Origin of the sequence: Cellulomonas pasadenensis, assembly GCF_047229365.1 — a bacterium.
Classification (GTDB): Bacteria; Actinomycetota; Actinomycetes; order Actinomycetales; family Cellulomonadaceae; genus Cellulomonas.
The window spans coordinates 1-13,961 of sequence record NZ_JBFTEP010000012.1; the positions used below are offsets into that span (position 1 = coordinate 1).

Annotated in this window: 10 protein-coding genes; all 10 read left to right on the plus strand. The window is 74.2% G+C overall.

Annotated features, from left to right (window positions below):
• Window positions 1–2,061 (plus strand): translation initiation factor IF-2 (infB, locus tag AB6N23_RS03215; protein ID WP_412864659.1); only part of this gene is annotated, 2,061 nt, incomplete at its 5' end.
• 193 nt (window positions 2,062–2,254) lie between these two features.
• Window positions 2,255–2,695, plus strand: a complete 441-nt coding sequence (gene rbfA / locus AB6N23_RS03220) for a 30S ribosome-binding factor RbfA (protein WP_378208007.1) — start codon at window positions 2,255–2,257, stop codon at window positions 2,693–2,695.
• On the plus strand, window positions 2,692–3,711 hold the full coding sequence (gene truB / locus AB6N23_RS03225) for a tRNA pseudouridine(55) synthase TruB (protein WP_412864660.1): 1,020 nt from the start codon (window positions 2,692–2,694) through the stop codon (window positions 3,709–3,711). The genes rbfA and truB overlap by 4 nt, the downstream gene beginning before the upstream one ends.
• Window positions 3,712–3,881: 170 nt before the next feature.
• On the plus strand, window positions 3,882–7,199 hold the full coding sequence (locus tag AB6N23_RS03230) for a glycoside hydrolase family 9 protein (RefSeq protein WP_412864661.1): 3,318 nt from the start codon (window positions 3,882–3,884) through the stop codon (window positions 7,197–7,199).
• A 147-nt stretch (window positions 7,200–7,346) separates the two neighbouring features.
• Entirely contained in the window at window positions 7,347–8,363 is a 1,017-nt protein-coding gene (locus tag AB6N23_RS03235; RefSeq protein ID WP_412864662.1) for a bifunctional riboflavin kinase/FAD synthetase, read from the plus strand.
• A gap of 154 nt (window positions 8,364–8,517) precedes the next feature.
• Window positions 8,518–8,787 carry a 30S ribosomal protein S15 gene (gene rpsO / locus AB6N23_RS03240; RefSeq protein WP_378209072.1) on the plus strand — a complete coding sequence of 90 codons (270 nt, stop codon included), beginning with the start codon at window positions 8,518–8,520 and terminating at the stop codon, window positions 8,785–8,787.
• A gap of 280 nt (window positions 8,788–9,067) precedes the next feature.
• Window positions 9,068–11,311, plus strand: a complete 2,244-nt coding sequence (locus AB6N23_RS03245; protein ID WP_412864663.1) for a polyribonucleotide nucleotidyltransferase — start codon at window positions 9,068–9,070, stop codon at window positions 11,309–11,311.
• Window position 11,312: 1 nt separating this feature from the next.
• Window positions 11,313–12,638, plus strand: a complete 1,326-nt coding sequence (locus AB6N23_RS03250; protein ID WP_412864664.1) for a M16 family metallopeptidase — start codon at window positions 11,313–11,315, stop codon at window positions 12,636–12,638.
• Window positions 12,639–12,709: 71 nt separating this feature from the next.
• Window positions 12,710–13,468: a 4-hydroxy-tetrahydrodipicolinate reductase gene (gene dapB, locus AB6N23_RS03255; protein ID WP_412864665.1), complete on the plus strand. Its 759-nt coding sequence runs from the start codon at window positions 12,710–12,712 to the stop codon at window positions 13,466–13,468.
• Window positions 13,465–13,953, plus strand: a complete 489-nt coding sequence (locus AB6N23_RS03260) for a hypothetical protein (protein ID WP_412864666.1) — start codon at window positions 13,465–13,467, stop codon at window positions 13,951–13,953. The genes dapB and AB6N23_RS03260 overlap by 4 nt, the downstream gene beginning before the upstream one ends.
• Window positions 13,954–13,961 lie beyond the last annotated feature (8 nt).

The window sequence follows — 13,961 nt, forward strand, 5'->3', positions numbered from 1 at the left end:
GGTGGCGGTCGCGGCGGCGGTGGCGGCGGCTACGGCGGTCGTCCCGGCGGTGCGCCCGGTGGCGGCGGCGGCTTCGCCGGCCGTCCCGGTGGCGGCGGTCGTCCCGGCGGCGCCGGTCGCGGCAGCACGCAGGGTGCGTTCGGTCGCGCCGGCGGTCGTCCGGTCCGCGGGCGGAAGTCGAAGCGGGCGAAGCGCCAGGAGTTCGAGGCCATGCAGGCCCCGTCGCTCGGAGGCGTCAGCGTCCCGCGCGGCAACGGCTCCACGGTCATCCGGCTGCGGCACGGCTCGTCGCTGAACGACTTCGCCGACAAGATCGACGCCAACCCGGCGGCGCTCGTCACGGTGCTGTTCCACCTCGGTGAGATGGCCACGGCGACGCAGTCGCTCGACGAGGACACCTTCGGCACGCTCGCCACCGAGCTCGGCTACGTCATCGAGATGGTGTCGGCCGAGGAGGAGGACCGCGAGCTGCTCGGGTCCTTCGACATCGACCTCGACGCCGAGCTCGAGGCCGAGGGCGACGAGGACCTGGCGGCGCGCCCGCCGGTCGTCACCGTCATGGGTCACGTCGACCACGGCAAGACGAAGCTCCTCGACGCCATCCGGTCCACGGACGTCGTCGCGGGCGAGGCCGGCGGCATCACGCAGCACATCGGTGCGTACCAGGTGCGCACGGAGCACGAGGGCCAGGAGCGGGCCATCACGTTCATCGACACCCCGGGTCACGAGGCGTTCACCGCCATGCGTGCCCGTGGTGCGCAGGTGACGGACATCGCGATCCTCGTGGTCGCGGCGGACGACGGCGTGATGCCCCAGACCATCGAGGCGCTCAACCACGCGCAGGCGGCCGGTGTGCCGATCGTCGTGGCGGTCAACAAGGTGGACAAGGAGGGGTCCAACCCCGACAAGATCCGCCAGCAGCTGACCGAGTACAACCTCGTGGCCGAGGAGTACGGCGGCGACACGATGTTCGTCAACGTGTCGGCCAAGCAGCGCATGGGCATCGAGGACCTCCTCGAGGCCGTCCTGCTGACCGCCGACGCGGCGCTCGACCTGCGGGCGAACCCCGACAAGGACGCGCGCGGCGTCGCCATCGAGGCGAACCTCGACAAGGGCCGTGGTGCGGTCGCGACCGTCCTGGTCCAGTCGGGCACGCTGCACGTCGGTGACGCGATCGTCGCCGGCACGGCCCACGGCCGTGTCCGCGCGATGTTCGACGAGCACGGCGAGAACGTCACCGAGGCGGGCCCGGCGCGTCCGGTGCAGGTCCTCGGCCTGGCGTCCGTGCCGAGCGCGGGCGACACGTTCCTCGTGGCGCCCGACGAGCGCACCGCCCGGCAGATCGCCGAGAAGCGCGAGGCCGCCGAGCGTGCCGCCCTCCTGGCCAAGCGCCGCAAGCGCATCAGCCTCGAGGACTTCACGCAGGCGCTCCAGCAGGGCAAGGTCGAGACCCTCAACCTGGTCCTCAAGGGCGACGTGTCGGGTGCCGTCGAGGCGCTCGAGGACGCGCTGCTCAAGATCGACGTCGGCGACGAGGTCGACCTGCGCGTCATCCACCGCGGTGTGGGTGCCATCACGCAGAACGACGTCAACCTCGCCACGGTCGACAACGCGATCATCATCGGCTTCAACGTGAAGTACGCGGAGCGCGTCGAGGACCTGGCCGACCGCGAGGGCGTCGACGTGCGCTTCTACTCGGTCATCTACCAGGCGATCGACGACGTCGAGGCGGCCCTCAAGGGCATGCTCAAGCCGGAGTACGAGGAGGTCCAGCTGGGCTCCGCGGAGATCCGCGAGGTCTTCCGCTCCTCCAAGTTCGGCAACATCGCCGGGTCGATCGTCCGCTCCGGCGAGATCCGACGGAACACGAAGGCGCGCGTCCTGCGCCGCGGCAAGGTCGTGGGCGACAACCTCACGATCGAGTCGCTCAAGCGGTTCAAGGACGACGCCACCGAGGTCCGCGAGGGCTTCGAGTGCGGTATCGGCCTCGGGTCGTTCAACGACCTGCAGGTCGAGGACGTCATCGAGACGTGGGAGATGCGCGAGAAGCCGCGCAGCTGATGCTCCTGGTGCGGGGGCGGGCCGTCCGGCTCGCCCCCGCGCTGCGCCTCCGGGAGGGGGCGGCGGGCCTACCGCGGGCCTGGCGGCCCGTGCCAGGCCCACCACGGCCCGCCGCCCCCTCCCTCCGGCGCACCGCTCATGCTGTGAGGACCCACCCGGCTTCTCGTCGGGAGGGCTAGGGAAAGGAAGTGCCATGGCGGACACGGCTCGGGCGCGGAAGATCGCGGAGCGGATCCAGCAGGTCGTCGCGCGCATGATCGACACCCGGGTCAAGGACCCGCGGCTCGGCTTCGTCACCATCACCGACGTGCGTGTCACCGGTGACCTCCAGCACGCCGACGTGTACTACACCGTCCTCGGCGACGAGGAGGCCCGGACCGGCAGCGCCGCGGCGCTCGAGAGCGCCAAGGGGCTCATCCGGTCCGAGGTGGGCAAGCAGACGGGCATCCGGCTCACGCCGACCCTCGCGTTCCACCTGGACGCGGTGCCCGAGACGGCCGCGCACCTCGAGGCCGCGCTGTCCGAGGCCGCGCGCCGCGACGCCGAGGTGGCGCGTCTCGCCGCCACGGCGCGCCCCGCCGGCGACGCGGACCCGTACCGCCGTCCCGACGAGGACGACGACACCGACGCATGACCGACGCGACCTCGGCGCCGCCGCCGGCGGGTGCAGGACGGGGCGGCGGTCCGCAGCGGCGTGGCCCGCGCGACGACGGGCGCCCACGACGGCCCACCGCCGACGACGGCGTGCTGGTCGTCGACAAGCCCGCCGGCTGGACGAGCCACGACGTCGTCGCGCGCGTCCGGCGGCTCGCGTCGACGCGCAAGGTCGGGCACGCCGGGACCCTCGACCCCATGGCCACGGGCGTCCTCGTGCTCGGCATCGGGCGCGCGACGCGCCTGCTGACGTACGTCACCGGCGCCGACAAGGACTACACGGCGACCGTGCGGCTGGGCGTGCGGACCTCGACCGAGGACGCCGAGGGGGAGACCCTCACGGTGACCGACGCCGCCGCGGTGACGCGCGACGCGGTCGTCGCGGCTGCGGCCGCGCTCACCGGTGACCTGCTGCAGGTGCCCAGCGCCGTGTCCGCCATCAAGGTCGACGGCCGGCGCGCGTACGCGCGCGTCCGGGCCGGCGAGCAGGTCGAGCTCGCGGCGCGGCCCGTGACCGTCGCCCGGTTCGACGTCCTCGACGTCCGCCCGGCGACGGTCCCGGGGGCGGACGGCACCGACGTGCCGGTGCTCGACGTCGACGTGGCCGTCACCTGCTCCTCGGGCACCTACGTCCGGGCCCTGGCGCGCGACCTCGGAGACGCGCTCGGCGTCGGCGGGCACCTCACCGCGCTGCGGCGCACCCGGGTCGGCGGGTACGGCCTCGACGTCGCGCGGAGCCTGGACGTGCTCGCGGCGACCCCGGACGACGTCGCCGTCGACGTCCTGCCGCTGGCGGACGCGGCGCGCGCGGCGTTCCCCGTCCGCGAGCTCACCGAGCCGGAGGCACGCGCGCTGTCGTACGGCCAGGGCGTGCCGGTGGGCGACGCCCCCGACGGCCCCGTGGCGGCCATCGGCCCGGACGGCGTCCTCGTGGCCGTCGTCCGACGCCGCGACGACCGGCTCCGGCCCGACGTCGTGCTCGCACCCGCCGGCTGACGCCGGCGGCGCGCGTCACCCGAAGGCGGCACCGAATCGTTTCGGTCGCCGTGACCGGCCGCTGCGCGCGTCGCACACCTACCGGTTCGCCCGAATCCCGGTCTATCCTCCGTCGACGGCTGACGCCCCCACAGAGGAGTGGGAGCGCTCCTATGGCTAGGGGGAACGACGTGGTTTCTCGCAGCACGACTCGCGCGGCGCGGACGGGCGCGGCGCTGACGGCCGGGACGGCCGCGGTGGCGCTCGCGGTGGTGGGCGCGCTGCCCGCCGCCGGCTCGCTGCTCGGCGACGGGTCCTTCGAGGAGGGTCCGGGCGCCTGGGTGGCGTACGGGCACGAGGGGGAGATCGACACCAGCAGCAGCGCCCTCTGCGTCGACGTGCCCGCCGGCTCCGCGCAGTACGGGGTCGGCGTGGTGCTCAACGGCGTGGCGATCGAGCAGGGGTCGACCTACACGTTCGGGTACACGGCGACCGCGTCCACCGACGTGACGATCCGCGCGCTGATCGGCCAGAACGGTGCCCCGTACGGGACCGTGCTCGACACCAGCCCCGCGCTCACGAGCACGCCGACGCCCGTCGAGGAGGTGTTCACCGCCACCACGAGCTACCCGGCCGCGCCGACGGCCGACGAGCCCGAGGGGCAGATCGCGTTCCAGCTGGGCGGGGTCACCGAGGAGGCGTGGACGTTCTGCCTCGACGACGTGTCGCTGAGCGGTGACGCCGAGCTGCTGCCGCACACGTCGTTCGCCGAGGGGCTGGGCCCCTGGGGCTTCCACGGCACCGGCGAGCCGCGCTTCGCGGACGGCGAGGTCTGCGTCGACCTGCCCGGCGGCCAGTCGAACCCGTGGGACGCCGGCCTGACCTACACGGGTGTGCCGATCGACGAGGACGAGAACTACGTCCTGTCCTTCACGGCGCGCACGACGCCCGCCACGCCGGTCCGCGTCATCGTGGGCGAGGGCGGCGGGGCGTACCGCACGGTGCTGGAGCAGGCGTCCGCGCCGCTCGGCACCGAGGCGACGACGCTCGAGTACCCGTTCACGGCCAACCTGTCGTTCCCCGCCGACGGCGAGGCGCCCGGCCAGGTGGCCTTCCACCTCGGCAAGCAGGGCGCGTACGAGTTCTGCATCTCGGAGGTGTCGTTGACCACGTCCGCCACGCCGCCGCCCCCGTACGAGCCGGACACCGGCCCCCGGGTGCGCGTCAACCAGGTCGGCTACCTCCCGCACGGGCCCAAGCGCGCGACGCTCGTGACCGACGCGGAGGAGGCGCTCCCGTGGCAGCTGCTGGACGCCGCCGGCGCCACGGTCGCCGAGGGGACGACGACGCCGGCGGGCCACGACGCCTCCGCCGACGCCGACGTGCACGTCGTCGACTTCTCCGACGTCGAGGCGACCGGTGAGGGCTTCACCCTCGTCGCCGACGGAGAGACGAGCCGTCCGTTCGCGATCGCGTCCGACCTCTACGCGCAGCTGCGGTACGACGCGCTGAACTACTTCTACCTGGCGCGCTCCGGCACGCCGATCGAGGCCGACATCGTCGGCGAGGAGTACGCGCGCGAGGCCGGGCACGTGGGCGTGCCGCCGAACCAGGGCGACACCGACGTGCCGTGCATCGGCCCGCGCGACTACTACGACGGCTGGACGTGCGACTACACGCTCGACGTGACCGGCGGCTGGTACGACGCCGGCGACCACGGCAAGTACGTCGTCAACGGCGGGATCTCCGTCGCGCAGGTGCTCTCGACCTACGAGCGGACGCTGCACGCGCCCACCGCCCGGGAGGGTGCGCTCGGCGACGCCACGCTGCGCCTCCCCGAGCGGGGCAACGACGTCCCCGACGTCCTCGACGAGGCCCGCTGGGAGCTCGAGTGGATGCTGAAGATGGTCGCGCCGGCCGGCGAGTACGCCGGGATGGTGCACCACAAGATCCACGACGAGGGCTGGACCGGCCTGCCGCTCATGCCGGCCGACGACCCGCAGGTGCGCTCGCTGCACCGGCCGTCGACCGCGGCCACGCTCAACCTCGCGGCCGTGGCGGCGCAGGGCGCCCGCCTGTTCCGCGAGCACGACGCCGCGTTCTCGGACACGCTGCTCACCGCGGCGCGCGACGCCTACGCGGCCGCGCAGGCGCACCCCGACGTGTACGCGCCGGCCGCGGCCGGCTCCGACGGCGGCGGGCCGTACGACGACCGCGACGTGAGCGACGAGTTCTACTGGGCCGCGGCGGAGCTGTTCACCACCACCGGCGAGGACGCGTTCGCGGCGGACGTCGCCGCGAGCCCGCACCACACCGGCGACGTGTTCGGTCCCGGCGGCTTCAGCTGGGGCAGCACCGCGGCGCTCGGCCGGCTCACCCTCGCGACCGTCCCGAACGGTCTCGCGGACCGCGACGCGGTGCGCGCGTCCGTCGTCGCCGGGGCCGACGCCTACCTCGCCGCGCAGGAGGGGCACGCGTTCGGCTCGGTGTACTCGCCGGCCGGCGGCGCCTACGACTGGGGCTCGAACTCGTCGGTGACGAACATCCTCGTCGTCATCGCGACCGCGTACGACCTCACGGGCGACCGGCGCTACCTCGACGGCGTGCTCGAGGGGCTCGACTACCTGTTCGGCCGCAACGCGCTCAACCAGTCCTACGTGACCGGCTGGGGCACGGTGTACTCGCAGAACCAGCACTCGCGCTGGTTCGCGGCGCAGCTCGACCCCGCGCTGCCGCACCCGCCGCCCGGGTCGCTCGCGGGCGGGCCGAACTCGATGACCGCGACGTGGGACCCGACGATGCAGGCGGCGTTCACCGAGGGCTGCGCGCCGGCGCGGTGCTACCTCGACGACATCACGTCGTGGGCGTCCAACGAGATCACGATCAACTGGAACTCGTCGCTGTCGTGGGTCGCCTCCTTCGTCGCGGACCAGGGCCAGGCGGCGCCCGAGGAGGTCGCGCCGACGGTGACGACGCAGCCGACGGGTGCCACCGTCGCGCTCGGCGGCACCGCGACGCTCACCGCCGCGGCGTCCGGCGTCCCGACGCCGACCGTGCAGTGGCAGGTCCGCCGCGGGTCGGCGGCGTGGGCCGACGTGCCCGGTGCGACGTCCGGCACGCTCGAGGTGACGGTCACGGCGGCGCAGGACGGCGCGCGGTACCGCGCGGTGTTCACGAACGCCGCGGGGTCCGCGACGACGCAGGAGGCGAAGATCACGGTCGAGCGCTCGGCGCCCGTCGTGACCCGCCACCCGCAGGCGACGTCCGCACGCCTCGGTGCGTGGGCGACGTTCGACGCGGCCGCCACCGGCTACCCGGCACCGACGGTGCGCTGGCAGTTCCGGTGGTTCTCCGGGCCGTGGCTGCCGGTGCCCCTGGCGCACACGACGACGCTGCGGGTCCCCGTCACGCCGCTGGCGTACGGCACGCAGTACCGCGCCGTGTTCTCCAACGGCGAGGGCAGCGTGGCGACGCGTGCGGCCGCGCTGACGGTGCGCGCGCGGAGCTGACGCGCCGTCGACGGGCCGTCCGCCCGTCCCGCCGGTGCCGCACGGCGCCGGCGGGGCGGGCGGCGGCGCGCCGCCGCCCGCACAGGTGGCAGTCTTGTCCGTCGGGCCCGCCGACCGGCGGGCCGGGACGTCGACCCGGGAGCGTGGGTGCAGGTCTGGACGGAGCTGTCGCAGGTGCCGGCCGGCTGGGGCCGGTCGGTCGTCACGATCGGCAACTTCGACGGCGTGCACCGCGGCCACGTGGCGGTGCTGACGCGGATGGTCGCCGACGCGCGCGTCGCGGACGCGCACGCCGTCGCCGTGACGTTCACGCCGCACCCGCTCGCCGTGCACCGGCCCGACGACGCGCCGCCGCGCCTGCTCGGGGACGCCGACCGGCTGGAGCTGCTCGGCGGCACGGGCCTCGACGCCGTGCTCCTCATCACGTACACCCTCGACTTCGCCCGCCAGTCCCCGGAGGAGTTCGTCCGCCGGTACCTGGTGGACGCGCTGCACGCGTCGACCGTCGTGGTCGGGCGCGACGTGCGGTTCGGCTGGCAGAACGCCGGGGACCTCACGACGATGCGGGCGCTGGGGGAGCGGTACGGCTTCACCGTCGAGGTCATCGACGACGTGACGCCGTCGGTCGCCGCCGACCCCGGCAGCCCCGAGGACCGCGCGGCGGACGCGCTGCGCCGGCGCTGGTCGTCGACGTGGGTGCGCGAGCTGCTCGCCGCGGGCGACGTGGTGCAGGCGGCACGCGTCCTCGGGCGTCCGCACCGGCTGCGGGGGACCGTCGTGCACGGTGACGCCCGCGGGCGCGAGCTCGGCTACCCGACGGCGAACCTCTCGCCCGGCACGGCGGGGATGGTGCCGGCCGACGGCGTCTACGCCGGCTGGCTGCGCCGCACGCGCCGCGCGGACGGCTCGGCGGTGGGCACCGACGACCCGGACCGCGTGCTGCCGGCCGCCGTGTCGATCGGCACGAACCCCACGTTCGACGGCGTGGAGCGGCGGGTCGAGGCGTACGTGCTCGACCGCACCGACCTCGACCTGTACGACGAGGAGGTCGTCCTCGACCTCGTCGAGCGGCTGCGCCCGACGGTGCGGTTCGACGGCGTCGACGCCCTGCTGGTGCAGATGGCGGCGGACGTCGAGGACGTCCGGCGCGTGCTGCACGGCTGACCGGATCCCTGGACCGGTCACCGCGCGGCCCTGACCTGCGGTCGCGGGCGGGCGTGCTGCTAGACTGGTCGACGCCGTACGAACGGCCGCGGAACGAGAGAGCCCGGGTGGACATGCCCCGGCGCACCGCGCAACGAGAATCCTGAGGAGCACCGTGTCGCTCGACGCTGCCACGAAGCAGTCCATCATGGCCGAGTACGCCACCCACGAGGGCGACACCGGCTCGCCCGAGGTCCAGATCGCCGTCCTCACGCAGCGCATCAAGGACCTCACGGAGCACCTGAAGGAGCACAAGCACGACCACCACAGCCGCCGCGGCCTCCTGCTGCTGGTCGGCCGTCGTCGTCGCCTGCTGGGCTACCTGCAGAAGATCGACATCAACCGCTACCGCAGCCTGATCGAGCGGCTCGGCCTGCGTCGCTGACCTGCCTGCACCAGCCCGGACCGCACGGTCCGGGCTGGTCCTGCATCGGGGGTCGCCCACGGGCGGCCCCCGACGCGCAGGACCCGCACCACCGGTAGACGTACCACCCGCACGACGCGGCGCCCCCGGGCGTCGCCGCACCACCAGCACGGAACCACCGCGCCGACCCGCTTCGTCCGGTCCTCGGTAGTGGCCCCCGGGACGCACCACGCGTGCGGGGGCCTCGATCGAAGACCGCCGCGGTCTGGCCGGCGCCTTCGATGACAAAAGGAGGGCACCCGTGGAGGGTCCCGAGATCCAGTTCGCCGAGGCCACGATCGACAACGGTCGCTTCGGCACCCGCACCGTCCGCTTCGAGACCGGCCGCCTCGCCAAGCAGGCCGCCGGCTCCGCCGTCGCCTACCTCGACGACGACACGATGCTCCTGTCGGCCACGACGGCCGGCAAGCACCCGCGCGAGGGCTTCGACTTCTTCCCCCTGACGGTCGACGTCGAGGAGCGGCAGTACGCCGCCGGCAAGATCCCCGGCTCGTTCTTCCGCCGCGAGGGCCGCCCCTCGACCGACGCGATCCTCGCCTGCCGCCTGATCGACCGCCCGCTGCGCCCGCTGTTCGTCAAGGGCCTGCGCAACGAGGTCCAGGTCGTCGTGACGGTGATGTCGATCAACCCGGACGACGCGTACGACGTCCTCGCGATCAACGCCGCCTCCATCAGCACCCAGATCTCCGGCCTGCCGTTCTCCGGCCCGGTCGGTGCCGTGCGCATCGCGCTGATCGACGGCCAGTGGGTCGCGTTCCCGCGCTACACCGAGCGCGAGCGCGCCACGTTCGAGATCGTCGTGGCCGGCCGCGTCGTCGAGGGCGGCGACGTCGCGATCGCGATGATCGAGGCCGAGGCGCCGGAGAAGTCCTGGAACCTCATCAAGCACGAGGGCGGCGTCGCCCCCACCGAGGCCGTCGTGGCCGAGGGCCTGGAGGCGTCCAAGCCGTTCATCAAGGCCCTGGTCACCGCGCAGCAGGAGCTCGCGGCCCAGTCGGCCAAGGAGACCCGCGAGTTCCCGACGTTCCCGGACTACCAGGACGACGTGTTCGCCGCCGTCGAGCAGGCCGCCGCCGAGCGCCTGGCCGCAGCGCTGCAGATCGCGGGCAAGCAGGAGCGCGAGAACCGCCTCGACGAGATCAAGGGCGAGGTCCAGTCGGAGCTCGCCGCCCGGTTCGAGGGGCGCGAGAAGGAGGTGGGCGCCGCCTACCGCTCGCTGCAGAAGGCGCTCATCCGCCAGCGCATCCTCACCGACGGCTTCCGCATCGACGGCCGCGGCCTGCGGGACATCCGCACGCTCTCGGCCGAGGTCGAGGTGCTGCCCCGTGCGCACGGGTCCGCGCTGTTCGAGCGCGGCGAGACGCAGATCCTCGGCGTCACGACGCTGAACATGCTGCGCATGGAGCAGCAGATCGACTCGCTGTCGCCCGAGACGCGCAAGCGGTACATGCACCACTACAACTTCCCGCCGTTCTCCACGGGCGAGACGGGCCGCGTCGGCTCGCCGAAGCGCCGCGAGATCGGCCACGGCGCGCTCGCCGAGCGCGCGATCGTCCCGGTGCTGCCGGCGCGCGAGGAGTTCCCCTACGCGATCCGCCAGGTCTCCGAGGCGCTGGGCTCCAACGGCTCGACGTCCATGGGCTCGGTCTGCGCCGCGACGCTGTCGCTGCTCAACGCCGGCGTCCCGCTCCGCGCACCCGTCGCGGGCATCGCGATGGGTCTCGTCTCCGACACCGTCGAGGGGGAGACGCGCTACGCCGCGCTCACCGACATCCTCGGCGCCGAGGACGCGTTCGGCGACATGGACTTCAAGGTCGCGGGCACGCGCGAGTTCGTCACGGCGATCCAGCTGGACACGAAGCTCGACGGCATCCCGGCGTCCGTCCTGGCCGGCGCGCTGACGCAGGCCAAGGAGGCGCGTCTCGCGATCCTCGACGTCATCGCGGAGGCCATCGACGTCCCGGACGAGATGAGCCCGTTCGCGCCGCGCGTCATCACGGTGAAGGTGCCGGTCGACAAGATCGGCGAGGTCATCGGCCCGAAGGGCAAGATGATCAACCAGATCCAGGAGGAGACCGGCGCCGACATCTCCATCGAGGACGACGGCACGGTCTACATCGGCGCGACGGACGGCCCGTCCGCCGAGGCCGCGCGGGCCGCGATCAACGCGATCGCGAACCCGCACATGCCCGAGGTCGGCGAGCGCTTCGTCGGCACCGTGGTCAAGACGACGACGTTCGGCGCGTTCATCTCGCTCTCGCCCGGCAAGGACGGTCTGCTGCACATCTCGCAGATCCGCAAGCTGGTCGGCGGCAAGCGCGTCGAGAACGTCGAGGACGTCGTCAAGATCGGCCAGAAGGTCCAGGTCGAGATCGGCGAGATCGACCCGCGCGGCAAGCTGTCGCTGCACGCGGTCGTCGACGAGGCCGAGGCCGGCGCCGAGGGCGAGAACGCGGCGGACGAGACCGCCGCCGCCGACGCCTGACGTGCCGCAGGACCTCCCGCTCGTCGCCCCGGCCACGCCGGGGTCCGAGCTCGTCGTCGGGCAGGACGGTGGGGCGCGCGTGCGCCGCACCGTCCTGCCCGGCGGGGTCCGCGTGCTCACCGAGCACATGCCCGGCCTGCGCTCCGCGACGGTCGGGGCGTGGGTCGGCGTCGGTTCGCGGGACGAGACGTCGGGCCACTTCGGCTCGACGCACTTCCTCGAGCACCTGCTGTTCAAGGGCACCGCGCGCCGTACCGCGATGGACATCGCCGAGGCGTTCGACGCCGTCGGCGGCGAGGCCAACGCGGCCACCGGCAAGGAGCACACGTGCTACTACGCGCGGGTGCTCGACGCCGACGTCCCCATGGCGGTCGACGTCATCGCCGACATGGTGACGTCCGCGCGCCTCGACGCCGACGAGCTCGAGACCGAGCGCGGCGTCATCCTCGAAGAGCTCGCGATGAACGACGACGACCCGAGCGACGTCGCGCACGAGCAGTTCGCGACCGCCGTGTTCGGCGACACGCCGCTCGGCCGGCCGATCGGCGGCACGCCGCACACGATCCGGTCGGTCCCGCGCGACGCGGTGTGGGAGCACTACCGCGAGCACTACCGGCCCGAGACGCTCGTGGTCACGGCGGCCGGCGGGGTCGACCACGACGCGCTGTGCGCGCAGGTGCTCGACGCGCTGACGGCGGGCGGCTGGACGCTCGACGACACCGCGGCGCCGACGTCGCGGCGTGCCGCGAGCGACGCGCAGGTGACGGCCGTCCCCACGGAGCTGACGATCCGGCGGCAGACCGAGCAGGCGAACGTCATCGTCGGCGGCCTCTGCCTCACCGCCACGGACCCGCGCCGCTTCGCGCTGTCGGTGCTCAACGCCGCCCTCGGCGGGGGCATGTCGTCGCGCCTCTTCCAGGAGGTGCGCGAGAAGCGCGGGCTGGCGTACTCGACGTACTCGTTCGCGTCCGGGCACGCCGACACGGGCCTGTTCGGGCTGTACGCCGGCTGCACGCCGGCCAAGGTCGACCAGGTCACCGAGCTCATGGTCGCCGAGCTCGAGCGCATGGCCGACGCGCCCATGGGTGCCGCCGAGCTCGCGCGCTCGATCGGGCAGCTGTCCGGCGGGCTCGTCCTCGGCATGGAGGACACCGGGTCCCGCATGAGCCGGCTCGGCAAGGCCGAGCTGGTGCACGGCGAGCTGCTGAGCCTCGACGAGTCGCTCGACCGCGTCCGCGCCGTCACGGCGGCCGAGGTGCAGGAGCTCGCGGCGGAGCTGGCGGCCGCGCCCCGCTCCGTGGTGCGCGTCGGCCCGTTCGGCGACTGAGGCCCACCGCGCACGCCCGGCGGCGGACCCCGTTCCGGGGTGCCGCCGCCGGGCGGCTAGGGTGGCGAGCCGTGAGCGAACCGATCCGCGTGGCCGTGCTGGGTGCGGCCGGCCGCATGGGGTCCACCGTCGTGCGGACCGTCCAGGAGACCGAGGGCCTCGAGCTCGTCGCCCAGCTGGAGGCCGGCGGAAACCTCGCGTCCGTCGTCGCGGCGGGCGCCCAGGTGGCCGTCGACTTCACCGTGCCGGCGGTGACCGAGCAGAACGTGCACACCCTCGTCGCCGCGGGCGTGCACTGCGTCGTCGGCACGACGGGATGGACCGACGAGTCGCTCGGCCGCGTGCGGGAGCGTCTGGCGGGTGCGCCGGGCGTGGGTGTCGCCGTCGTGCCGAACTTCGCCCTGGGGGCGGTCCTTGCGATGGCCTTCGCGCGGCAGGCGGCGCGCTGGTTCGAGTCCGCCGAGGTCGTCGAGCTGCACCACCCCGACAAGGTCGACGCGCCGTCGGGCACCGCGCGGCACACGGCGGAGGGGATCGCCCGGGCGCGCGCCGCCGCGGGGCTGGGCACCGCGCCCGACGCGACCACGCAGGCGCTGGACGGCGCGCGCGGCGCCGACGTCGACGGCGTGCGCGTCCACGCGGTCCGGCTGCGCGGGCTCGTCGCGCACGAGGAGATCCTCTTCGGCAACGTCGGGGAGCAGCTCACCATCCGCCACGACTCGTTCGACCGCGCGAGCTTCATGCCGGGCGTCGTGCTGGCCGTGCGCCGGGTCGTCGACCGCCCCGGACTCACGGTCGGGCTCGAGCCCTTCCTCGACCTCGGCGCATGAGCGACGCCCCGCGGTCGCGGCGCCGGTCCGGCCTCCTCGCGGCGCTCGCCCTGACGGCCCTGCTCGCCGTCTACGTGGGCGTCGTCGCCCTGCGCGCGCTGCAGCTCGTCGGCACGGGCCGCGCCGTCGGCGTGGTCCTCGGCATCGCGCTGCTCGTGGTCCCGCTGCTCGTGGTCGTCCTGATCGGGCGCGAGCTGCTGCTCGCCGTGCGGGTGCAGCGGATGGCCGACGCGCTCGCCGCGGCGGGGCGCCTGCCCGTCGACGACCTGCCGCGCTCGCCGTCCGGCCGCGTCGACCGCGCGGCCGCCCGCGCGGCGTTCGACCCGTACCGCGCGCGCGTCGAGGCCGACCCGGACGACTGGGAGGGCTGGTACCACCTGGGGTTCGCGTACGACGCCGCGGGGGACCGGCGCCGTGCCCGGGCCGCGCTGCGCACGGCCGCCCGGCTGCACCGCGGGCGGCCCGCGGCGACCGACCTGCCCTGACGGGCGCG

Bases quoted from the DNA above. Each gene is read 5' to 3' on its own strand.
- AB6N23_RS03260 (WP_412864666.1), top strand. From the start codon at position 13,465: ATGAGCGACGCCCCGCGGTCGCGGCGCCGGTCCGGCCTCCTCGCGGCG.
- truB (WP_412864660.1), top strand. From the start codon at position 2,692: ATGACCGACGCGACCTCGGCGCCGCCGCCGGCGGGTGCAGGACGGGGC.
- rbfA (WP_378208007.1), top strand. From the start codon at position 2,255: ATGGCGGACACGGCTCGGGCGCGGAAGATCGCGGAGCGGATCCAGCAG.